23 protein-coding genes are annotated in these 20,205 nt (G+C 59.6%); 12 read left to right on the forward strand and 11 right to left on the reverse strand.

The window, feature by feature from the left end; genetic code table 11:
• Positions 1 to 115: 115 nt before the first annotated feature.
• The 4 genes from QMX98_RS21045 to QMX98_RS21060 all read right to left on the reverse strand — a co-directional run bounded on the left by QMX98_RS21045 (position 116) and on the right by QMX98_RS21060 (position 2,221).
• Positions 116 to 793: a response regulator transcription factor gene (locus tag QMX98_RS21045; RefSeq protein ID WP_010461945.1), complete on the reverse strand. Its 678-nt coding sequence runs from the start codon at positions 791 to 793 to the stop codon at positions 116 to 118.
• 7 nt (positions 794 to 800) lie between these two features.
• Entirely contained in the window at positions 801 to 1,214 is a 414-nt protein-coding gene (locus QMX98_RS21050; protein WP_010461943.1) for a translation initiation factor 2, read from the reverse strand.
• Positions 1,215 to 1,323: 109 nt separating this feature from the next.
• Entirely contained in the window at positions 1,324 to 1,623 is a 300-nt protein-coding gene (locus tag QMX98_RS21055; RefSeq protein WP_008156126.1) for a YciI family protein, read from the reverse strand.
• A 1-nt stretch (position 1,624) separates the two neighbouring features.
• Positions 1,625 to 2,221, reverse strand: a complete 597-nt coding sequence (locus QMX98_RS21060; RefSeq protein ID WP_077748018.1) for a septation protein A — start codon at positions 2,219 to 2,221, stop codon at positions 1,625 to 1,627.
• Positions 2,222 to 2,308: 87 nt separating this feature from the next.
• Here QMX98_RS21060 and QMX98_RS21065 point away from each other — a divergent pair, with 87 nt between their 5' ends.
• From QMX98_RS21065 to rluB, 6 genes are all read left to right on the forward strand, one after another.
• Positions 2,309 to 3,172 carry a PHP domain-containing protein gene (locus tag QMX98_RS21065; protein WP_010461935.1) on the forward strand — a complete coding sequence of 288 codons (864 nt, stop codon included), beginning with the start codon at positions 2,309 to 2,311 and terminating at the stop codon, positions 3,170 to 3,172.
• Positions 3,173 to 3,185: 13 nt separating this feature from the next.
• Positions 3,186 to 3,815: an L-threonylcarbamoyladenylate synthase gene (locus QMX98_RS21070; protein WP_010461933.1), complete on the forward strand. Its 630-nt coding sequence runs from the start codon at positions 3,186 to 3,188 to the stop codon at positions 3,813 to 3,815.
• Positions 3,816 to 4,637 carry a ScpA family protein gene (locus tag QMX98_RS21075; RefSeq protein ID WP_154503625.1) on the forward strand — a complete coding sequence of 274 codons (822 nt, stop codon included), beginning with the start codon at positions 3,816 to 3,818 and terminating at the stop codon, positions 4,635 to 4,637.
• Between the two features lie 11 nt (positions 4,638 to 4,648).
• Entirely contained in the window at positions 4,649 to 5,635 is a 987-nt protein-coding gene (gene scpB, locus QMX98_RS21080; protein ID WP_282411336.1) for an SMC-Scp complex subunit ScpB, read from the forward strand.
• 135 nt (positions 5,636 to 5,770) lie between these two features.
• Positions 5,771 to 5,962 carry a DUF1289 domain-containing protein gene (locus QMX98_RS21085; protein WP_145308058.1) on the forward strand — a complete coding sequence of 64 codons (192 nt, stop codon included), beginning with the start codon at positions 5,771 to 5,773 and terminating at the stop codon, positions 5,960 to 5,962.
• A gap of 157 nt (positions 5,963 to 6,119) precedes the next feature.
• Positions 6,120 to 7,418, forward strand: a complete 1,299-nt coding sequence (gene rluB, locus QMX98_RS21090) for a 23S rRNA pseudouridine(2605) synthase RluB (RefSeq protein WP_010461925.1) — start codon at positions 6,120 to 6,122, stop codon at positions 7,416 to 7,418.
• Between the two features lie 233 nt (positions 7,419 to 7,651).
• Here the strand turns inward: rluB and QMX98_RS21095 are convergent, their stop codons facing one another.
• Both QMX98_RS21095 and QMX98_RS21100 read right to left on the reverse strand, forming a co-directional pair.
• On the reverse strand, positions 7,652 to 8,617 hold the full coding sequence (locus QMX98_RS21095; RefSeq protein ID WP_282411337.1) for a leucyl aminopeptidase: 966 nt from the start codon (positions 8,615 to 8,617) through the stop codon (positions 7,652 to 7,654).
• A 70-nt stretch (positions 8,618 to 8,687) separates the two neighbouring features.
• On the reverse strand, positions 8,688 to 8,825 hold the full coding sequence (locus QMX98_RS21100) for a hypothetical protein (RefSeq protein WP_010461921.1): 138 nt from the start codon (positions 8,823 to 8,825) through the stop codon (positions 8,688 to 8,690).
• Positions 8,826 to 9,756: 931 nt separating this feature from the next.
• Here QMX98_RS21100 and QMX98_RS21105 point away from each other — a divergent pair.
• Together QMX98_RS21105 and arfB are read left to right on the forward strand one after the other, a co-directional pair.
• Positions 9,757 to 11,172 (forward strand): amino acid permease, encoded by a 1,416-nt coding sequence (locus QMX98_RS21105; protein WP_083374760.1) that lies wholly within the window; start codon positions 9,757 to 9,759, stop codon positions 11,170 to 11,172.
• Positions 11,173 to 11,396: 224 nt separating this feature from the next.
• Positions 11,397 to 11,810: an alternative ribosome rescue aminoacyl-tRNA hydrolase ArfB gene (gene arfB / locus QMX98_RS21110; protein WP_010461917.1), complete on the forward strand. Its 414-nt coding sequence runs from the start codon at positions 11,397 to 11,399 to the stop codon at positions 11,808 to 11,810.
• Here the strand turns inward: arfB and QMX98_RS21115 are convergent.
• The 5 genes from QMX98_RS21115 to QMX98_RS21135 all read right to left on the reverse strand — a co-directional run bounded on the left by QMX98_RS21115 (position 11,807) and on the right by QMX98_RS21135 (position 16,710).
• Positions 11,807 to 13,021, reverse strand: coding sequence for an MFS transporter (locus tag QMX98_RS21115; protein WP_282411338.1), 1,215 nt, complete (start codon positions 13,019 to 13,021; stop codon positions 11,807 to 11,809). The two genes, arfB and QMX98_RS21115, sit on opposite strands and share 4 nt — an antisense overlap.
• A gap of 105 nt (positions 13,022 to 13,126) precedes the next feature.
• Entirely contained in the window at positions 13,127 to 13,309 is a 183-nt protein-coding gene (locus QMX98_RS21120) for a hypothetical protein (RefSeq protein WP_102594317.1), read from the reverse strand.
• 77 nt (positions 13,310 to 13,386) lie between these two features.
• A complete protein-coding gene (locus QMX98_RS21125; RefSeq protein WP_010461912.1) occupies positions 13,387 to 13,518 on the reverse strand; it encodes a hypothetical protein in 132 nt (43 codons plus the stop codon).
• A gap of 271 nt (positions 13,519 to 13,789) precedes the next feature.
• Positions 13,790 to 14,197 carry a PA2817 family protein gene (locus QMX98_RS21130; protein ID WP_010461909.1) on the reverse strand — a complete coding sequence of 136 codons (408 nt, stop codon included), beginning with the start codon at positions 14,195 to 14,197 and terminating at the stop codon, positions 13,790 to 13,792.
• A 65-nt stretch (positions 14,198 to 14,262) separates the two neighbouring features.
• Positions 14,263 to 16,710 (reverse strand): acyl-CoA dehydrogenase, encoded by a 2,448-nt coding sequence (locus tag QMX98_RS21135; RefSeq protein ID WP_282411339.1) that lies wholly within the window; start codon positions 16,708 to 16,710, stop codon positions 14,263 to 14,265.
• A gap of 248 nt (positions 16,711 to 16,958) precedes the next feature.
• On the opposite strand from QMX98_RS21135, the gene QMX98_RS21140 reads away from it, so the two are divergent.
• The 4 genes from QMX98_RS21140 to QMX98_RS21155 all read left to right on the forward strand — a co-directional run bounded on the left by QMX98_RS21140 (position 16,959) and on the right by QMX98_RS21155 (position 20,127).
• Entirely contained in the window at positions 16,959 to 17,618 is a 660-nt protein-coding gene (locus tag QMX98_RS21140) for a transglutaminase family protein (RefSeq protein ID WP_200667934.1), read from the forward strand.
• Positions 17,619 to 17,661: 43 nt separating this feature from the next.
• On the forward strand, positions 17,662 to 18,285 hold the full coding sequence (locus QMX98_RS21145; RefSeq protein WP_221108726.1) for a glutathione S-transferase: 624 nt from the start codon (positions 17,662 to 17,664) through the stop codon (positions 18,283 to 18,285).
• Positions 18,286 to 18,418: 133 nt separating this feature from the next.
• Positions 18,419 to 19,351, forward strand: a complete 933-nt coding sequence (locus QMX98_RS21150) for an ATP-binding cassette domain-containing protein (RefSeq protein ID WP_010461902.1) — start codon at positions 18,419 to 18,421, stop codon at positions 19,349 to 19,351.
• Complete coding sequence (locus QMX98_RS21155) at positions 19,348 to 20,127, forward strand: ABC transporter permease (protein WP_010461900.1); 780 nt, start codon at positions 19,348 to 19,350, stop codon at positions 20,125 to 20,127. Before QMX98_RS21150 ends, QMX98_RS21155 begins: the two co-directional genes overlap by 4 nt.
• The last annotated feature ends 78 nt before the right edge of the window (positions 20,128 to 20,205 follow it).

The raw sequence follows: 20,205 nt of genomic DNA on the forward strand, positions 1-20,205 counted from the left end.
GAGGGAGCTTGCTCCCGTCGGGCTGCGAAGCGGCCCCAAAAGAAGGCCTGCTGCGCAGTCCAGCGGGAGCAAGCTCCCTCGCCACAGGTTGCTCCTATCCGGTTCTTCCAGGTGCTCAGAGGCTGTAGTAGTAACCGCGGCTACGCAGGGCAACGATGCGCGGGCGGCCGTCGGGGTGTGGGCCGATTTTTTTGCGCAGGTTGCTGACGTGCATGTCCAGGCTGCGGTCGTACAGGGTCAGCTTGCGGCCGAGGGCGATTTGCGCCAGGTCCTGTTTGTCCAGCGGCTCGCCGGGTTGCTTGAGCAGGGCTTCGAGCAGACGGCTTTCGGAGACGGTCAGGGTGAATTCCTGTTCGTCGATGCTGACCACGCCACGCACCGGGCTGAAGCACAGGTCGCCCAGTTCGAGCTGGCTGGACACCGCCGTCGGATGACTGCGGCGCAGTACGGCGCGCAGACGGGCTGTCAGTTCCCTCGGGTCGCACGGCTTGGCCAGGTAATCGTCGGCGCCGAGTTCCAGGCCGAGGATGCGATCCAGTGGTTCGCCACGCGCAGACAGCATCAGCACCGGCAGGTCCGGATGGTCGCTGCGCAATTGCTTGAGCAATTCCAGACCGCTGCCATCCGGCAGCATCACGTCCAGCACCACGGCGGCAGGGGAGGTTTCGGCCAGCGCACGGCGAGCACTCTGGCCGTCGTGGCAGGCACGGACCTGAAAGCCTTCCTGGCTCAGCCAACTGCTCAGGAGCTCGCACAGCTCCTGGTCATCATCAATTAATAACAGCTCGCTCATTACTCACTCAATTTAGCCATTGCCGACGTTTTCTGGTGGCACCACTGGCGAAGATACCGCAGAGCAGGGCCAATAGCGCAACTCCACCACCGATTACGAACCATTGCTGCTGATCAGTCAGCAGACGTGGCAGCGGATTGCTCGCCTGGGCTTCCTTGAGTTGCAGCTTGAGGCGCTGGTTCTCTTGGCGCAACCGGCCCAGCTGAGCGCTTTCGCGTTCACTGTCGGTATTTTGCAGTTGTTTGCTCAGTTCTTCCCGTTGCTGCTCGCTTACCTTCAAGCGCTGCTGCAACTCGGTGATCTGGCTGCCGGCGCTCAGCGACAGCGGCGTCGTACTGCCGCCCTCGGCGCTTTCTTCACCATGGGCCGGCGCTACCATCGACAACGTCACCAACATCAGACACAACGGACCTTTGCGCATCGCCACTCCTGATTCCAATACGAGTATTGGGCAGGTTGTCGGCCGGCGAACGAGAATAATGAGCGTTGAGCGCGCGATGAACCGGCAAGGTTCATCGCGCGGGCGCGATTTACGGCAGGACTTGCTTGAACGGCTTGACCGAAACGTTGGCGTAGACGCCCGCGGCGATGTACGGATCCGCATCTGCCCAGGCCTGGGCGGCGCTCAGGGAATCGAACTCGGCGACGATCAGGCTGCCGGTGAAACCCGCCGCGCCCGGATCATTGCTGTCGACCGCCGGGTGCGGGCCGGCCAATACGATACGACCTTCGCCCTTGAGCACTTGCAGGCGCTCAAGGTGGGCAGGCCGTGCGGCCAGGCGGGCTTCCAGGGAGTTGGCGACGTCTGTGGCAATGATTGCGTAAAGCATGTCAGTCCTCGGTTTTTGGCGTGGTGGTATCGGCGTCGTGCAGGTGGCGGGACAGGTAAATGCCCTGTGCGACCAGGAACAGCAACGTCATGCCCAGGCTGCCGAAGACTTTGAAGTCGACCCAGTAGCTCTGGAACGTGAACGCGACGAACAGGTTGGCAGCACCGCAAAACAGGAAAAAGCCGATCCAGGCGATGTTCAGTCGCGTCCAGACCTGGTCCGGCAGGGTCAGTGCGTGGCCCATGATGCGCTTGATCAGCAGTTGCTCGCCGATGAAGTGGCTGCCAATGAACGCCAGGGCGAACAGCCAGTTGACCACCGGCGCTTTCCACTTCAGGAAGGTTTCGCTGTGGAACGCCAGGGTCAGGCTACCGAAGACCAGGCAGGCGATGAGGGTCAGCCATTGGCTCTTTTCCAACTTGCGCTGCTTGATGAACAGCGCACCGTAAACCACCAGGGAGCTGATGATCAGCATCGCGGTGGCGCTGTAAATACCGCCTACAGTCAGTTGATGACCGCCGATGTCGACGACCCGTGGATCAATTTTGAAAACGATGAAAAACAGCAGGAGCGGGATGAAATCGATGAATTGTTTCACAGTGGCAGCCAGAAGCAGGATGTGGCGGCATAATAACAAACATATGGGCGCGCGATAGCGCCAGCTGATTTGAGGTAACACATCCCCGTGAATGTTGATTTGCACTGCCATAGCACTGCCTCCGATGGCGCTCTCGCGCCTGCTGTCCTGGTGGCGCGTGCGTTCGAGAAAGGCGTGCGAGTCCTGGCCTTGACCGATCACGACACCCTCGAGGGCCTCGATGAGGCCCGCAGTGCGGCGACCTCGCTGGGGATGCAACTGGTCAACGGTGTCGAATTGTCCTGCACCTGGGGCGGCGCGACCATTCATGTGCTCGGCTACGGATTTGATGTCAATGCCGAACCGTTGGTCGAGGCGATCGCCAAATTGCACGATGGCCGCTGGCTACGGTCCGAAGAAATAAGCCGCAAGCTGGCATTGAAAGGCATGCCCGGCGCGCTGGAAGGTGCCCGGGCGATCCAGCAGGAACTGGGCGACAGCGGCAATGCGCCGGCCCGTCCGCATTTCGCCGACTGGATGGTGCGTGAAGGTTTCGTCAAGGATCGCGCTGAAGCGTTCCGTAAGTGGCTGGGCGCTGGCAAGCTGGGCGACGTCAAGCAGCATTGGCCGACCCTGGAAGACACGGTCGAAACGCTACGAGCCGCGAAAGCCTGGGTCAGCCTGGCGCATCCGTGGCACTACGATTTCACTCGCAGCAAGCGTCGCCGCCTGATTTCTGACTATATTCAAGCCGGGGGCCACGCAATTGAAGTGGTCAATGGCCATCAGCCCGCCGAGCAAGTGGGCAGCCTGGCGATTCTTGCCCGCGAGTTCGGTCTGCTGGTCAGCGCCGGCAGTGATTTTCATGGCCCTGGAGGCTGGTCCGAGATCGGCGAGTACCGCCCGCTCCCGGAGGATCTGCCACCACTGTGGTGTCGATTCAAACATGACCCAATTATTGCCGCCGTCTGAACAGGTAGAGAATGTGAGTCAATTTTTCCAGATTCATCCGGAAAACCCGCAAGCGCGCCTGATCAAACAGGCTGTCGAAATCATCCGTGGCGGCGGGGTGGTGATTTATCCCACTGACTCGTCCTACGCCATTGGTTGCCAGATCGGCGACAAGAATGCCGTGGATCGCGTGCGCCGTTTGCGTGGGCTGGATGAAAAGCACAACTTCGCGCTGATTTGCAGCGACCTGTCGCAACTGGGGGTGTTCGCCAAGATCGACACGGGCACCTTCCGCTTGCTCAAGGCGCACCTGCCGGGGCCTTACACCTTCATTCTCAACGCCACCCGCGAAGTCCCGCGGCTGTTGTTGCACCCGAAAAAACGCACTATCGGCCTGCGAGTGCCGAGCCATCCGATTGCCCTGGCGCTGCTGGAAGAGCTCGGCGAGCCCTTGATGAGCGTGACCCTGATCATGCCCGGCGACACCGATCCGATGAGCGATCCTTACGAAATGCGCCAATTGCTTGAGCATCAGGTCGACCTGATCATCGATGGTGGTTTCGGCGGGATCAAGGCGTCCACCGTGATCAACCTCGCCGACGGCGAGCCGGAAGTGATCCGCGTCGGTTGCGGCGACCCTACGCCGTTCATGGCCGAGGCGTAGATGTCTGCAGTAGAACCCGTTGTCGACAGTCAGGCCGGCGCCCAGCAAGAGCTGCCCTTCGCCATGGTCTATGGCCAGGCGGTCATGGAAATGCCGCTGGACCTGTACATCCCGCCGGATGCGCTCGAAGTGTTTCTCGAAGCCTTCGAGGGGCCCCTCGACCTGCTGCTGTACCTGATCCGCAAGCAGAACATCAACATCCTCGACATTCCCGTGGCGGAAATCACTCGCCAGTACATGGGCTATGTCGAGCTGATGCAGTCGGTGCGCCTGGAACTGGCCGCCGAGTACCTGGTGATGGCCGCGATGCTGGCCGAGATCAAGTCGCGGATGCTGTTGCCGCGGGCCGAAACCATCCAAGACGAAGAAGATGACCCGCGCGCCGAACTGATCCGTCGCTTGCAGGAATACGAACGCTTCAAGGCGGCGGCCGAAGGCATCGATGGCCTGACTCGCGTCGGGCGTGACGTGGTGGTGCCCAAACTGGATGCCCCGGAAGCGCGGGCGCGCAAGCTGTTGCCGGACGTGCGTTTGTCAGAGCTGCTGCTGTCCATGGCCGAAGTCCTGCGCCGTGGCGACATGTTCGAAAGTCACCAGGTCAGTCGCGAGGCATTGTCCACCCGCGAACGCATGAGCGATGTGCTGGACCGGCTCAAGGGCGGCGGTTTCGTGCCCTTTGTCGAGCTGTTCACCGCTGAAGAAGGACGCCTGGGGGTGGTGGTGACCTTTATGGCGATCCTCGAACTGGTCAAGGAATCTTTGGTCGAGCTGGTGCAGAATGAGCCGTTCGCGGCGATCCACGTGCGAGCCCGAGCCGAATAACGAGTTGAATCATGAACCTGACTGAACCCCGCGAGCTGGCGCCATTGCTTGAAGCCTTTCTGTTGGCCTCGGGAAAACCGCAATCGCTTGAACGCCTGTTCGAACTCTTCGAAGAGGGCGAGCGCCCTGAGCCGCCAGTCTTCAAGAAAGCCCTGACGATTCTGGCCAAGTCCTGCGACGGCCGCGCCTTCGAGCTGAAGGAAGTGGCCTCCGGGTATCGCCTGCAGATCCGCGAAAAGTTCTCGCCGTGGGTTGGCCGTTTGTGGGAAGAACGTCCGCAGCGTTATTCCCGCGCCATGCTCGAAACCATCGCCTTGATCGCCTATCGCCAGCCGATCACCCGGGGCGAGATCGAGGACGTGCGGGGCGTGGCGGTCAACAGTCACATCGTCAAGACCCTGCTGGAACGCGAGTGGATTCGTATCGTCGGGTACCGCGACGTGCCTGGCAAACCGGCGATGTTCGCCACCACCAAGGCGTTTCTCGACCACTTCAACCTGAAGAACCTCGACGATTTGCCGCCACTGGCTGAGTTGCGAGAGCTGGAGCCTGATCCGGTGCTCGATTTTGACGACGCGCCGGTACCGGCAGGCTTGCAGGAACTGGCGGATGCCAGTGCCGAACCGGAAGAACCCAAGGAGGAGACCAGTTTCCATACGCTGTTGCTGGAACTGGACACCATGGAAGAGGGGCTCAAGACCGACTTCGATGACATCCTGCGTGATAGTGCGGTGACGGATTCCGAGGAGGTGCTGGATCAGCCTGAGCCTGAAATCGAAGTTGAACTTCAAGTCGAGCCTGAAGCCACAGTCGAAGAAGAACCGGAAGAAGAGTTGGAAGATGACGTGCTGGGCGTCTCCGAAGCGCGGGAGAAACTTCTGGCTGCTGTGGCTGCCCTCGAACAGCACAAACCCGAACCCGAATTGAGCGACGAAGAGGCCGAAGCCCGGGCTCTGGCCGAAGCCATCGAAGCCGAACGCCGCGAATTCGACGACTGACCCGGACGCCGATTCCCCCTGAGGGAGTGACCTGTTTCGCGATAGCGGTGGGTCAGGCAAAACGATGTCGATTGACACTCCCTCATCGCGAGCAGGCTCGCTCCTACAGGGGTTCTGTGTTGCCTGGAGAATTTGATGAGCTCAACCAAAGACCCCTGCATCAGCGTCTGCAAATTCACCGATGACATCTGCCTCGGCTGCGGCCGCAGCAAGCGCGAGATCAGGGCCTGGAAGAAACTCGACAAGTCCGACAAGCGCACGGTGCTGGCCGAAGCGTCGCTGCGGTTGATCAAACTTGGCGCCGCCGGTCGGCGGAAAGGCAAGTAAGTCTCCATTCATCAGCTAGTCTCTGATGCGCGAACGCTTCCATGAGCGTATGATTCGCGACCCTTTGGCGATCCCTTTGCCAAAGTACCCAGTTTTACATCGCTTCAGGACGCTCAATTCAGGGCCGCCTGAACAGACCACACCGGGAGGTGCCCAGATGAGTATCAACGACCAGAAAGACGACCAGGAAATCGGCCCAGCAGGCGAAAAACTGCAGAAAGTCCTCGCCCGTATCGGCGTCGGCTCGCGCCGTGACGTGGAAGCCTGGATCAGCCACGGCCGCATCAAGGTCAATGGCAAAGACGCCACCCTTGGGCAGCGCGTCGACATGCACGACGCCATCACCATTGATGGCAAGGTGATCAAGCGCGAAGAAGCCGCCGAGTCGGTACGCCGCGTGATCATGTACAACAAGCCCGACGGTGAAATCTGCACCCGCCTTGATCCGGAAGGCCGTCCGACCGTTTTCGACAAGATGCCGCGCCCGAAAGAAGGTCGCTGGATCAACATCGGTCGCCTGGACATCAACACCACCGGCCTGCTGATGTTCACCACCGACGGTGAGCTGGCCAACCGCCTGATGCACCCGTCCTACGAAATGGACCGTGAATACGCGGTACGTGTCCGTGGTGAAGTCGATGACGAAATGATCGAGCGTCTGAAAGCAGGCGTCGTCCTCGAAGACGGCCCGGCCAAGTTCACCGACATCAAGCAAGCACCTGGTGGCGAAGGTTTCAACCACTGGTACCACTGCGTGGTGATGGAAGGTCGCAACCGTGAAGTTCGTCGTCTGTGGGAATCCCAGGGCCTGGTGGTCAGCCGTCTGAAGCGCGTGCGTTTCGGTCCGGTGTTCCTCAACTCCGACCTGCCGATGGGCCGCTGGCGCGAAATGAGCCAGTACGAAGTCGACATTCTGAGTGCTGAAGTCGGCCTGACCCCAGTGGCCATGCCGCAAATGAACGCCAAGAGCAAAGACAAGCTCGACCGCATGCAGCGTAAATCGTCGCGTCCAATGGGCAAGACCGAGCGCGTGCGTTCGTTGCGTCCTGCCATCGGCAACCAGACCGCTGCTACGCCGCGTGACTCCCGTGAACCGCAAATCGAAGGCGAGCGTCCAGCCCGCAAACCAGCAGCGCCACGCGCTGATGGCGAGCGCGGTCCACGCACGCCGCGTCCGGCCAACGGTCGCACTGAACGTGGCGAAGGCCGTGGTGCTCCAAGTGGTGGTCGCAGTGATCGCGGTGCTCCAGCCGGTCGTGGCGAGTCTCGTGGTGAGTCGGGTCGCGGTACGCCAGTGGCAGACCGTCCTTCCGACACCAAGCGCCCGGCCAAGGCACCGGCGAAGAAGCGCCCAGGCATCGTTCTGGTCGACAAGGATGCGCCATCAGGCAAACGCCGTGGTGCGCCAGCCGGTTCGGGCCAGCGTCCGGGCTTTGGTCGTCGCAAGCCTGAGTAATCGGTAAGCACCGAATAAAAAACGCCAACCCTCGGGTTGGCGTTTTTTTTGGTCTGGCAAAAGCCGGTCTTCAGAATGCAGATAAACCTGTGGCGAGGGAGCTTGCTCCCGTTGGGTCGCGAAGCGGCCCCAAACCCTCTACCCCGGTGTGTCATGCAAATCGTGGCGGCAGGTTTTGCGACTGCTGCGCAGTCGAACGGGAGCAAGCTCCCTCGCCACAGGGTTCATGTTGCTTAGAAAACAAACCGCCCATCAAACACCGGCTCATCATCCAGCGCCAACACGCCGCTGGAGAAGATCAGGTCCAGATGATGGCTGCCCTTGGCCCCACCACCCAACCCCAGATGCAGCCCGCAATGGCGCTCTTCGAACCCGGCATTTCGGGCATACAGCGCCTTCACGCCTTCATTGGTGCCGATTCCCAATTCCTCAATGCGCCGGTTCGACGGATTGGCCTCCAGGTACTTGTTGAAATCATGTTCCAGTCCCGGCACTTCCGTGGCGATCTTGTGGATGGTCGAGTTCTCGATCCACAACTCCAGCGGCGAATCCAGCACCCCGTACTTGCGGGCAAACGGAATGGTGCTGAGGAAGGTCCCCATGAACTTCACCCGGCCGTTGATCGCTTCGCTGTGCGTGGCAATTTCACCGGGGGCCAAATCAAAGTTGCCGATGCCGTTGATGTCGGTCCACTTCTTGATGCTGTTCAGCGGTGTTTCAAACCACGAGCCGTGATCATCTTTGAAACTCAACGTTGTCGCGTGAGACATGCGCTGGATCAAGTGGCTGTTCAAACCCGCTATGCGCTGCGGAGTGACGCTGAAAGTGTCGTAGAAGTAATCGCCGTAATCCTTGAACAGCAGCGACTTCTTCCAGTTCTCGGCCATTACACCTTGCAGCGCACGGACAAACTCCGGGCCGTCGGGGCGAGGATTGGGCAGGGTGGAAGAGTCGTAGAAGAAAATGTACAGATCGCTTTCGGCAATCGCCTGGGCCAGCTTTTCTGTCGGCTCGATGTCCAGGCGCAGGGTGCTGAAAAGGAAGGGCTGGCTGTCACTGGCCTGTTCGGCGATGGCGCCGGTCAGTGCCTCGTAATCAGCGGTGTGGCCGAGCAAGACCTTTGCCGGGTTGATGCCGGCAACGGCAGGGTGGTGTTCGAGGTAGTAAAGGAAATGCGATATGGCGCGTTGCTTATCCATGTAGTCCTCCCTGACAAACCGAGAAAAAGTGGCAGGCACAACCGGCCGGATCGTGCCTGCCGGGTGGGCCTTACAGAGGCCACATCGCCGTGCCGAACGGAACAACCGCATCGGCTTGCATCATTTCAACGGCGGCTTCATGGGTCGGTGCTTCAAACCAATCGTCCAGTTGCAGTTCAGTTTCCAAGTCTTTTTCAAGTGCTTGCATTGTGAATCTCCTAGATGACTTTTTCGGTAAGTGCAGCGGCGCGTTTTTCAGTCATTGAATAACGTGCCAACTTGCCGGTCGATGCGTCTCGGCAAGTCGCTGAAAACCTAGTCCAGAGCTTTTTAAATTGCAAAAAAATAATCAAATTAGATTTGTTTGAACTTTTTATTCTGTTTTCTGAGGGCCTGTTTATCGATTAAAAACAAAAAACTAACTCGACCTTTTCCTTAGGAAGCTTCCTAACGTCAATTTGCAGTCGTCCTACGGATTGATCTGATTTGGAAAGTGTGCGTTACGGCTTGTAAAGAAAAGCTGACGGATTTTCGCCTCTGAGCCCTTGGATTGACGTCCACGGAAGGTGTGTAAGGAAATCCTTCCGAATACACGTCGCTCAACCACCCTGCAAGGCTCTGGCTCGCTTGTTTCAACGGCGCTGGCAGGGTGAGATGCGCTCCATGCCTGTCGTGCAGGTGCATAACAAGAAGGAGGCGCAATGAACGCCGTGACTCATCTCCACTTCTCCCCCGAGGGCGATTTGTTCGTCGTCCCCGTCGAAGACCCGCAAAGGTCTGACCCAGTTTTTGCAGCCGCCCGAGACCCTCGGGGCGGACACAGGCAATCCCGGCAAACGACGCGCTGATCCAGCGGTGTCTGGCAGCAGGGGGTTACAGGTGTACAATGCGCCGCGTTTTAACTGTGACCTCCTGCGCATCTGCGCAAACCTCAAGGCTACCCGCCTTGTTCACTCCGCCGCGCCACAAGCGTGTCGGGTTCGATTTCGTCACAGATAAAAACAAACAGGTGACGCATGACCGTTGTAAAAACGCTGAACTCCTTTTGCCTTCGCTGGGGTTTGATCGGCGCTGCTTGAAATCGCAACCGAGCAGCAACGTCTAACGAACATCATCAAACCTTGCGTGAGACCCTTTTCATGAGTGGACAAAACTCGCATTCAGGCGAGCTGAAACGCGGCCTGAAAAATCGCCATATTCAACTGATCGCCCTCGGTGGCGCGATCGGTACCGGGCTGTTCCTGGGCTCGGCCGGTGTACTGAAATCTGCCGGCCCGTCGATGATCCTCGGCTACGCCATCTGCGGCTTCATTGCCTTCATGATCATGCGCCAGCTCGGCGAAATGATTGTCGAAGAGCCTGTGGCGGGTTCCTTCAGCCACTTCGCCCATAAATACTGGGGCGGGTTCGCCGGCTTCCTGTCGGGCTGGAACTGCTGGATCCTGTACATCCTGGTGGGCATGTCGGAGCTGACTGCGGTCGGCAAATACATCCACTACTGGGCGCCACACATTCCGACCTGGGTCTCGGCCGCCGGCTTCTTCGTCCTGATCAACCTGATCAACCTGGCCAACGTCAAAGTCTTTGGCGAGGCCGAGTTCTGGTTCGCGATCATCAAGGTCGTGGCGATTGTCGGCATGATCGCGCTCGGCAGCTACCTGCTGGTCAGCGGCCACGGCGGCCCGCAAGCCTCGGTGACCAACCTGTGGGCCCACGGCGGTTTCTTCCCGAACGGGGTTAGCGGCCTGGTGATGGCCATGGCGATCATCATGTTCTCCTTCGGCGGCCTGGAAATGCTCGGTTTCACCGCAGCAGAAGCCGACAAGCCGAAAACCGTGATCCCGAAAGCCATCAACCAGGTGATCTACCGGATCCTGATTTTCTACATCGGTGCGCTGGTCATCCTGCTGTCGCTGACGCCATGGGACAGCCTGTTGGCGACCCTGAATGCGTCGGGTGATTCCTACAGCGGCAGCCCGTTCGTGCAAGTGTTCTCGATGCTTGGCAGCGACACCGCCGCACACATCCTCAACTTCGTGGTCCTGACGGCGGCGCTGTCGGTGTACAACAGCGGCACTTACTGCAACAGCCGGATGCTGCTGGGCATGGCCGAGCAGGGCGATGCGCCGAAAGCCTTGGCGAAAATCGACAAGCGCGGCGTGCCGGTGCGTTCGATCCTCGCTTCGGCGGCGGTGACGTTGATTGCGGTGTTGCTGAACTACCTGATCCCGCAAAACGCGCTGGAACTGCTGATGTCGCTGGTGGTTGCCACCCTGGTGATCAACTGGGCGATGATCAGCTTCTCGCATTTCAAGTTCCGCCAGCACATGGACAAGACCAAGCAGACGCCGCTATTCAAGGCCCTGTGGTACCCATACGGGAACTACGTCTGCCTGGCATTCGTGGTGTTCATTCTCGGCGTAATGCTGTTGATCCCGGGCATCCAGATCTCGGTGTATGCGATTCCGGTTTGGGTCGCGTTCATGTGGGTGTGCTACGGCATCAAGAACAAGCGCAGCGCTCAGCATGCGTTGCAGGCTGCAAACGCGAAGTAAGCGCAGCTCGCAGAAACAACAAACCCGGCCATGTGCCGGGTTTGTTGTTTTCAGGCCTCACACAACCCCCTGTAGGAGTGAGCCTGCTCGCGATGGGGTCGTGTCAGGCAACAAAGATGTCGACTGACAACACTGCTATCGCGGGCAAGCCTCGCTCCTACAGGGACCGCATGCTTTCAGTTCATTCGCGGTATCCTGCGCGTTCTGAATACGGACGCTTTTCCATGCTGGTGATTTCCAACAATGTGCATCTGCCGGATGCCGAGATCGAGTTGACCGCCATCCGCGCGCAAGGCGCCGGTGGGCAGAACGTCAATAAGGTCTCCAGCGCCATGCACCTGCGCTTCGACATTCCGGCCTCGTCCTTGCCCGAGTTCTACAAGGAACGGCTGCTGGCGCTGCGTGACAGTCGCATCACCAGCGATGGCGTGTTGATTATCAAGGCCCAGCAATACCGCACGCAGGAAGCCAATCGCGCCGATGCGCTGGAGCGGCTGGTCGAGTTGATCCTCAGCGCCACCAAAGTCGAGAAGAAACGCCGCCCGACCAAGCCGACCCTCGGTTCGAAGAAACGTCGGCTGGAATCCAAGACCAAGCGCGGCAGCATCAAGGCCGGGCGCGGCAAGATCGATTTCTAGCGAGCGTCGCGCCCTTCGCGGTACTTTTCACTCAAGTGCTTCGGCGCCTGCCGGTACAAATAAACGCTCAGCGCCAAACCGCTCAATGCAGCAATCGCGGCGAACAGGAAGATCGAGGCAAAGCTAAACCCTGCAGCAATCGCACCGGCCAGCGGCCCGGTAATCCCCAGCGACAAATCGATGAACAGCGAGTAAGCCCCGACCGCAGCACCGCGACTGGAGGCCGGCACCAGGTTGACCGCTTCCACGCCCAGCGCCGGGAACACCAGCGAGAAGCCGAAACCGCTCAATGCCGCACCGGCCAGTGCCCAATGTGCATCCGGCGCCAGCCACAGCAGCAGCAGCCCCAGGGTTTCCACCGACAGGCAGGCAATCGCCACGCGAAAGCCGCCGAGGCGGTTGATCAGGTTGCCGAACAGCAATCGCGCGCCGATGAAACTGGCGCCGAACAGGCTCAGGCACAGCACCGCGTTGTCCCAGTGCTGTGTGGCGTAATACAGCGTGATGAAGGTGGCGATGGTGCCGAATCCGATCGAGCCCAGGGCCAAGCCGCAACCATGGGGCAGCACCCGTCCCAGCACATGCATGAACGGCAGCCGTTCACCGACCACAATCGGCGCGGCGGTTTTTGGCCAGGCCAGTGCCAGGCCGAGGACGGCCAGCAGCACGATGCTCACGCCCATGCTCCACAAGCCCAGTTGACTGACCAGCAACACACCCAACGGCGCGCCGACTGCCAGTGCGCCGTAACTCGCTATGCCGTTCCAGGAGATGACTTTGGCGGTGTTCGCCGCGCCGACCCGGCCGATGCCCCAACCAATCGAGCCGGAGCCCACCAGGCTTTCCGCGCTGCCGAGCACCAGGCGGCCGATCAGCAGGCTGATCAGGCTCAGCATCGGCAGGCTTTGGGTCCAGGCTGAAATCAGCATGAACACGCCGCTCAAACCGCAACCGGCGAGACCATACATCACCGCGAGTTTGCTGCCCTTATTGTCGATGATTTTCCCGGCATAAGGGCGGCTGAGCAGGGTGGCCAGGTATTGCACGCTGATCACCAGCCCCGCGATTACTGCGCCGAAGCCGAGATCGCTGTGGACGTAGCCGGGCAATACGGCGAGGGGAATGCCGATGTTCAGGTAGCCGATGAAGGTAAAGAGAACGATGGAAACGACTTGCAGCGTGACCGCCAGGGGGCGCTGGTTTTCAGACATGGGTAAAGGTCCACGGGAAAGCAGGATAGATAGGCAGCTTATGATAGCGGCGCGAGCGTCCGTGGGGCGTGGAAAAGTAAAACTATTTGCCGTGCGGGGGGTTAATCAGGGTTTTGCGGGGGCGACCAGTTGCGTCGTGACCAGGGCGGCCAGGGCGTTTTCTTCGGTGCCGAAACGGGCGAGCAACGCGGCTTGTTTCTCGGGGGGGAGGCGATTCCAGATCTCGATCATCTTCTCGGCGGTGCCGATCAGGACGCTGGCCTGGGTCTCTGTGAAGTCGTCGGTCATGGTGGGCAGCTCAAGGGTTCAGGCGGTGTGGAAAGCGCATGTTAGCGCTTTCCACACGGTCTGGCATTGCAGGTGTTTCAGTCTTCGCTGTCGGCCTGGCGGCGTTCAGTGGCTTCTTTCGGCTCGGGCTGTTGGGCACCGGCTTGTTGCGTGGTTGTCTGCTCAGTTTCGTGCAGGCTTGGGAAGGGGAGATTAGGGATCTCGTGCATGGTTCGCGCTCCTCGCAAAGTCTGTTGATAGATCTGGTAGATCCGCGCTTTTAAAAAGCTTGGGCAGGATACAGCAGGAGAAATGACAAACAGACTTTTATATCCATTTGTTTCGACGGATGGAGTTGTCTAGACAGGTCAATAGCAGTGACACAAAACAGAGGGGCGAGTCTGTTCGCGAAGGGCCCGGCCAGACATCACATTATTCGGCAATGCCATAAAAAAGGCCCGCATGAATAACCATGCGGGCCCTTTGCATTCCAGTCGGTAATCAGTGCTTCGGCTCGTCGTTCGACATTGCCAGCAGCTGTTTTTCCTGATTCCAGTCGAAAGGTTCGTCGTTCTGTTCGGCTTCGAAACGACGCTCTTCCAGTGCCTGGTACAAATCGATTTCATCATCGGGCATGTAATGCAGGCAGTCACCGGCGAAGTACCACAACAGGTCGCGTGGGACCAGGTGGGCGATTTGCGGGTAACGGGTGATCACCTGGCACAGAATGTCCTGGCCCAGGTATTGGCTTTCGATCGGGTCGACCGGCAGCAACGCACGCAGCTCATCGAAGCGCTCCAGGAACAGGGCATGGCTTTCTTCGGGAACCTGTTCGGCCTCACCTACCGCGACCAGGATGCTGCGCAAGTGGTCGAGCAAGACAAGATGATCGGCAACGACGTTGGACACGAGATAAGTCCTCAAGAGCAAAACGGGCGCAGGAGTATAAAGCTCCTGCGCCCGTTTTTACAGGATCAGCGGACCTTTCCGTCGGCCAGTGCCAGTTCGTCTTTGTCGAAATCATCGACGTCGATGACCTTGCGCCGCGCTGCTTCGGCATCACGCAGGGACTGCGCCTCACCCGCTTGCAACACTCCAGCCTCCAGCGCTGCATCGATGACATGTTCCCCAGCCGCCGGTTTGACCTGACCGCTCTTGAACGCCACGTGCAGTTTTTTCTGTAACGGCTGCGCTGCGTTCAACAGGTTGCAGGCGTGTTGCAGGGCACCGACCGCGTCGTCTGCCGATTGCGGGCGGTAGCAACCGCCGAGCAATTCTTCGAGGGTTGGATCGCCTTTGGCGCGCCCGATCACTGCGGCGACTTCGGCGCCGAGTTTGTCCGATGGACCTTTGTGGCGACGGCCGAACGGGAACACGATCACCCGCAACAGGCAACCCAGCACCTTGTTCGGGAAGTTGCTGAGCAATTCATCCAGCGCACGCTCCGACTGGCCAAGGCTTTCTTCCATGGCCCACTTGAACAGCGGTTCCATGTGCTCCGGCGAATCGAGGTCGTGGTAACGCTTGAGCGCGGCGGAGGCGAGGTACATGTTGCTGAGCACATCCCCAAGACGCGCCGACAGGCGTTCGCGCCGTTTCAGTTCACCGCCCAGCAACATCATGCTGAGGTCGGCAAGCATGGCAAACGCAGCCGCCTGTCGATTAAGCGCACGGAAGTAACCCTGACTGAGCTTGTCACCCGGCGAATGTTCCAGGTGCCCGAAGCCGAGGTTCAACACCAGCGTGCTGGCGGCGTTGCTCACGGCGAAACCGATGTGCTTGAGCAGCAGGCCATCGAATTCGGTGAGTGCCTGATCCTTGTCTTCACGGCCGGCGAGAGCCATTTCTTTCAGCACGAACGGATGGCAGCGAATGGCACCCTGACCAAAGATCATCAGGTTGCGCGAGAGGATGTTCGCGCCTTCCACGGTGATGAAAATGGGCGCGCCATTCCAGCTGCGACCGAGGTAGTTGTTCGGCCCCATGATGATCGCCTTGCCGCCGTGAACATCCATGGCGTGGCTGATGCACTCGCGGCCGCGTTCGGTGAGGTGGTACTTGAGAATCGCCGACAGCACCGACGGTTTCTCGCCCAGGTCCACCGCGTTGGCGGTCAGCATTCGGGCGGCGTCCATCATCCAGGCGTTGCCGCCGATGCGTGCCATGGCTTCCTGAATACCTTCGAACGCCGACAGTGGAACGTTGAACTGCTCACGAACCTGCGCGTACTGACCGGTGACCAGGCTGGTGAACTTGGCCGCGCCGGTGCCGACCGCCGGCAGGGAAATCGAACGCCCGACTGACAGGCAGTTCATCAGCATCATCCAGCCCTTGCCGAGCATTTCCTGGCCGCCGATGAGAAAGTCCAGCGGCACGAAGACGTCCTTGCCGGAGTTCGGGCCATTCATGAAGGCGGCACCCAGCGGCAGATGGCGGCGGCCGATCTCGACACCGGCGGTGTCGGTCGGGATCAGCGCCAGGCTGATGCCCAGGTCTTCCTTGTCACCCAGCAAATGGTCCGGGTCATAGGCCTTGAAGGCCAGGCCGAGGAGGGTGGCGACCGGGCCCAGCGTGATGTAGCGCTTTTCCCAGTTGAGGCGCAGGCCGAGGGTTTCCTTGCCTTCCCATTCGCCTTTGCAGATGACCCCGGTGTCGGGCATGGCGCCAGCGTCGGAGCCGGCCAGTGGGCCGGTCAATGCGAAGCACGGGATATCGTCACCCCGGGCCAGCCTTGGCAGGTAATGGTTGCGTTGTTCGTCGGTGCCGTAATGCAGCAGCAGTTCGGCCGGGCCCAGCGAGTTAGGGACCATTACGGTCGACGCGAGGTCGCCACTGCGGGTTGCCAGTTTCATCGCCACCTGGGAGTGGGCATAGGCCGAGAAGCCCTTGCCGCCAAACTCTTTGGGGATGATCAGCGCGAAGAAGCCGTTCTCCTTGATGTGGGTCCAGGCTTCGGGCGGCAGGTCCATGTCTTGCCCGATCTGCCAGTCGGTGACCATGGCGCAGAGCTCTTCGGTCGGGCCGTCGATAAAGGCCTGTTCCTCTTCACTGAGCTGCACTTTTGGATAGGACAGCAACTTGTTCCAGTCCGGGCGACCGCTGAACAGTTCGCCATCCCACCACACGGTCCCGGCGTCGATCGCATCGCGCTCGGTTTGCGACATTGGCGGCAGGGTTTTCTGGAACCAGCTGAACAGCGGCGCGCTGAAGAATTTGCGACGCAGGTCGGGCAGCAACAACGGCGCCGCGACGGCTGCAATCAACACCCAGAAAACCAGCAGCAGCCAGCCTGGCGCGCGACTGAAGGCCCCCATCGCGACGATATAGGCAGCGACGATGCACAGGGCGGGCAGGGGGGCGATGCGACGGTGGGCTAAATAAGCTATCCCGACAACCAGAACCAGTATCCACAACAGCAGCATATTTAATCCTCCGTGAACCAGGGCAAAACCAACCTTCAGAGCTTAGACGGCATCCGCAAAACAGGGTGGTCGGAGCGAGGTGATTGAATTCGTGGGAAACCATCGATGAGTTTTGTAGGTTGGGTTGGCAACACGCCCGGGAAATCGTTCGTTTCCTACGCGGCAATACGCCCATGTTTGGCCGAAACGTCGTTATCTCTGTGCTGAAGGTGTCGTTAGACTCGTGGCTTCCCCAGGAGATTGTTCTCATGCACGAGTATCTGAGTCCCGGCCGCTTCATCGATAGTGACCACCCCTCGGTGGTGGAGTTCGCCGAAAAACACCGGGGCGCCAGTCGCGATCCGCTTGAGCAGGCGATCAATCTCTATTACGCGGTGCGCGAGGCCGTGCGCTACAACCCCTACACGTTCAGTCGCGACCCGGATACGTTGCGCGGCAGTTATGCCTTGGCGGCCGGGGAAAGTTATTGCGTGCCCAAGGCCACGCTTCTGGCCGGTGCCGCGCGACATTGCGGGATCCCTGCGCGGATCGGTCTGGCGGACGTGCGCAATCACCTGTCGACCCCGCGTTTGCTCGAGTTGCTCAGAAGCGATGTGTTCGCCATGCACGGTTATACCGAGCTGTATCTGAACGGTCGCTGGGTCAAGGCGACGCCGGCCTTCAACCAGCAACTCTGCGAACTGTTCAATATCGCGCCGCTGGAGTTCGACGGCATCAGCGACAGTGTTTTCCATCCCTTCAACCGCGACGGCGAGCAGCTGATGGAGTACCTGGTCGACCACGGCCAGTTCACCGACGTGCCTGAGACGTTCTTTTTCGAGCACCTGGAAAAGTGCTACCCGCATCTGTTCAGCGACACATTGCCGGCGTTGCTGGGTGACATGCAGAGTGATTTGAGCCGCGCCTGATCCGGCGTATGCTGCCTGCGCATTCATCCATAAAGAGGCGGTCATGCTGAAGATCTGGGGTCGGAAAAATTCGTCGAATGTCAGAAAGCCATTGTGGGCCGCCGAGGAGTTGGGCCTGGCCTATGAAGCCATCGATGCGGGTGGCGCCTTCGGTGTAGTCGATACGCCGCAGTATCGTGCGATGAATCCCAACGGTCGCGTGCCGGTGATCGAAGATGACGGCTTCGTGCTCTGGGAATCGAACGCCATCGTGCGCTACCTGATGGCTCAGCACGCCAACGGCACCGCCTGGTACCCGACGGATCTGAAGGCTCGCGCCGCTGCCGACAAGTGGATGGACTGGACCACCTCCAGTTTTGCCGGCCCGTTCCGCACGGTGTTCTGGGGCGTGTTACGCACACCTGAAGACAAGCAGGACTGGACCGCCATCAACGCCGCAATCAAGGAGTGCGATGATCTGTTGGCGATGGCGAACCAGGCGTTGGCGGCCACGCCGTATCTGTCCGGCGACGAAATCGGCATGGGCGACATTCCCCTTGGCAGTTTCATTTATGCCTGGTTCGAGATGCCGATCGAGCGTGCACCGCAGCCGCATCTTGAAGCCTGGTATGCACGACTGAAACAGCGTCCGGCGTATAAAAAAGCCGTTATGACCGCGTTGACTTAATACTCACTATCGACACACTTGACTGTACTTGTTTGGCGGCGACAAGCACCATTGCGCTCGTGCGCCGCGGTTGCATTGCTCGCCGCCCGCCCATAGTTATCCCTTTCTTCCCTTCTTGGTGCGTAAATCCGATATGAGTTCCGCTCTGTCCATCCGGCAGCTAACCAAAACCTACGGCAACGGTTTCCAGGCCCTGAGTGGTATCGATCTGGACGTCGCCGAAGGTGACTTTTTCGCCTTGCTCGGCCCTAACGGTGCCGGCAAATCCACGACCATCGGCATTCTCTCGACCCTGGTGAACAAGACCAGCGGCACGGTGAATATCTTCGGTCACGACCTGGACAAGGAGCCGGCGGCGCTCAAGCGTTGCATCGGCGTGGTGCCCCAGGAATTCAACTTCAACCAGTTCGAAAAAACCTTCGACATCGTCGTGACCCAGGCCGGTTACTACGGCATCCCGCCGAAGATCGCCAAGGAACGCGCCGAGCAGTATCTGACCCAGCTCGGGCTGTGGGACAAACGCGATGTGCCGTCGCGTTCGCTGTCCGGTGGCATGAAGCGTCGCCTGATGATCGCCCGCGCACTGGTTCACGAACCGCGCCTGCTGATCCTCGATGAACCGACCGCGGGTGTGGACATCGAACTGCGTCGCTCGATGTGGACCTTTCTCACCGAGCTGAACCAGAAAGGCATCACCATCATCCTCACCACTCATTACCTGGAAGAGGCTGAGCAGTTGTGCCGCAACATCGGCATCATCGACCACGGCACGATTGTCGAGAACACCAGCATGAAACAGCTGCTCGGCCAGCTGCATGTGGAAACCTTTCTGCTTGATCTCAAGAACACGCTGAACGTCGCGCCGCAGTTGCTCGGTTATCCGACCAAGCTGCTCGACAGCCACACACTCGAAGTCCAGGTCGACAAGGCCATGGGCATCACCGCGCTGTTCACCCAGTTGGCGCAGCAGAACATCGAAGTGCTGAGCCTGCGCAACAAAACCAATCGCCTCGAGGAGTTGTTCGTGTCTCTGGTGGAGAAAAATCTGTCGAAGGTGGCGGTATGAGTTCCGAGCTGCAACCCAACCTCGTTGCCCTCAACACCATCGTTTACCGCGAGGTGAAGCGCTTTACCCGGATCTGGCCGCAGACCCTGCTGCCGCCGGCCATCACCATGGTCCTGTACTTCGTGATCTTCGGTAACCTGATCGGTCGACAGATTGGTGATATGGGTGGCTTCACCTATATGGAATACATCGTGCCGGGCCTGATCATGATGTCGGTGATCACCAACTCCTACGGCAACGTGGTGTCGAGTTTCTTCGGCAGCAAGTTCCAGCGCTCCATCGAAGAATTGATGGTGTCGCCGGTATCGCCGCATACGATTCTGATTGGCTACACCCTGGGCGGCGTGCTGCGGGGCTTGATGGTCGGGTTGATCGTGACGCTGTTGTCGCTGTTCTTCACCGAATTGCAGGTGCATCACCTGGGCGTGACCATTCTGGTGGTGGTGCTGACGGCGACGATCTTCTCGCTGCTGGGCTTCATCAACGCCGTGTTTGCACGTAACTTCGATGATATTTCGATCATCCCGACCTTCGTGCTGACACCCCTGACGTACCTGGGCGGGGTGTTCTACTCGATCAGCTTGCTGCCGCCGTTCTGGCAGACCGTGTCTCTGGCCAACCCGGTGCTGCACATGGTCAACGCCTTCCGTTACGGCATTCTTGGCGTTTCGGACATCAGGATCAGCGTGGCGATTACTTTCATGTTGGTGGCGACCGTAGTTCTATACATCGGTTGTGCGCGGCTGCTGGTCAGTGGGCGCGGGATGCGTACCTGAGAAAGACCGCGTCGCCTGCTTCGCGGGCAAGCCTCGCTCCTACAGGTCTGATGGTGAACTGTAGGAGCGAGGCTTGCC

This window comes from Pseudomonas sp. PS02303 (assembly GCF_029959925.1).
Lineage (GTDB): Bacteria > Pseudomonadota > Gammaproteobacteria > Pseudomonadales > Pseudomonadaceae > Aquipseudomonas > Aquipseudomonas mandelii.

Excerpts from the sequence above, each read along its gene's own strand:
- QMX98_RS21135 (WP_282411339.1), bottom strand. The coding sequence starts at position 16,710 with ATGCTGCTGTTGTGGATACTGGTTCTGGTTGTCGGGATAGCTTATTTA.
- QMX98_RS21050 (WP_010461943.1), bottom strand. The coding sequence starts at position 1,214 with ATGCGCAAAGGTCCGTTGTGTCTGATGTTGGTGACGTTGTCGATGGTA.
- arfB (WP_010461917.1), top strand. The coding sequence starts at position 11,397 with ATGCTGGTGATTTCCAACAATGTGCATCTGCCGGATGCCGAGATCGAG.
- rluB (WP_010461925.1), top strand. The coding sequence starts at position 6,120 with ATGAGTATCAACGACCAGAAAGACGACCAGGAAATCGGCCCAGCAGGC.
- QMX98_RS21045 (WP_010461945.1), bottom strand. The coding sequence starts at position 793 with ATGAGCGAGCTGTTATTAATTGATGATGACCAGGAGCTGTGCGAGCTC.
- QMX98_RS21120 (WP_102594317.1), bottom strand. The coding sequence starts at position 13,309 with ATGACCGACGACTTCACAGAGACCCAGGCCAGCGTCCTGATCGGCACC.
- QMX98_RS21075 (WP_154503625.1), top strand. The coding sequence starts at position 3,816 with ATGTCTGCAGTAGAACCCGTTGTCGACAGTCAGGCCGGCGCCCAGCAA.
- QMX98_RS21150 (WP_010461902.1), top strand. The coding sequence starts at position 18,419 with ATGAGTTCCGCTCTGTCCATCCGGCAGCTAACCAAAACCTACGGCAAC.
- QMX98_RS21105 (WP_083374760.1), top strand. The coding sequence starts at position 9,757 with ATGAGTGGACAAAACTCGCATTCAGGCGAGCTGAAACGCGGCCTGAAA.
- QMX98_RS21085 (WP_145308058.1), top strand. The coding sequence starts at position 5,771 with ATGAGCTCAACCAAAGACCCCTGCATCAGCGTCTGCAAATTCACCGAT.
- QMX98_RS21095 (WP_282411337.1), bottom strand. The coding sequence starts at position 8,617 with ATGGATAAGCAACGCGCCATATCGCATTTCCTTTACTACCTCGAACAC.
- QMX98_RS21115 (WP_282411338.1), bottom strand. The coding sequence starts at position 13,021 with ATGTCTGAAAACCAGCGCCCCCTGGCGGTCACGCTGCAAGTCGTTTCC.
- QMX98_RS21125 (WP_010461912.1), bottom strand. The coding sequence starts at position 13,518 with ATGCACGAGATCCCTAATCTCCCCTTCCCAAGCCTGCACGAAACTGAG.
- QMX98_RS21140 (WP_200667934.1), top strand. The coding sequence starts at position 16,959 with ATGCACGAGTATCTGAGTCCCGGCCGCTTCATCGATAGTGACCACCCC.
- QMX98_RS21145 (WP_221108726.1), top strand. The coding sequence starts at position 17,662 with ATGCTGAAGATCTGGGGTCGGAAAAATTCGTCGAATGTCAGAAAGCCA.
- scpB (WP_282411336.1), top strand. The coding sequence starts at position 4,649 with ATGAACCTGACTGAACCCCGCGAGCTGGCGCCATTGCTTGAAGCCTTT.
- QMX98_RS21055 (WP_008156126.1), bottom strand. The coding sequence starts at position 1,623 with ATGCTTTACGCAATCATTGCCACAGACGTCGCCAACTCCCTGGAAGCC.
- QMX98_RS21100 (WP_010461921.1), bottom strand. The coding sequence starts at position 8,825 with ATGCAAGCACTTGAAAAAGACTTGGAAACTGAACTGCAACTGGACGAT.
- QMX98_RS21155 (WP_010461900.1), top strand. The coding sequence starts at position 19,348 with ATGAGTTCCGAGCTGCAACCCAACCTCGTTGCCCTCAACACCATCGTT.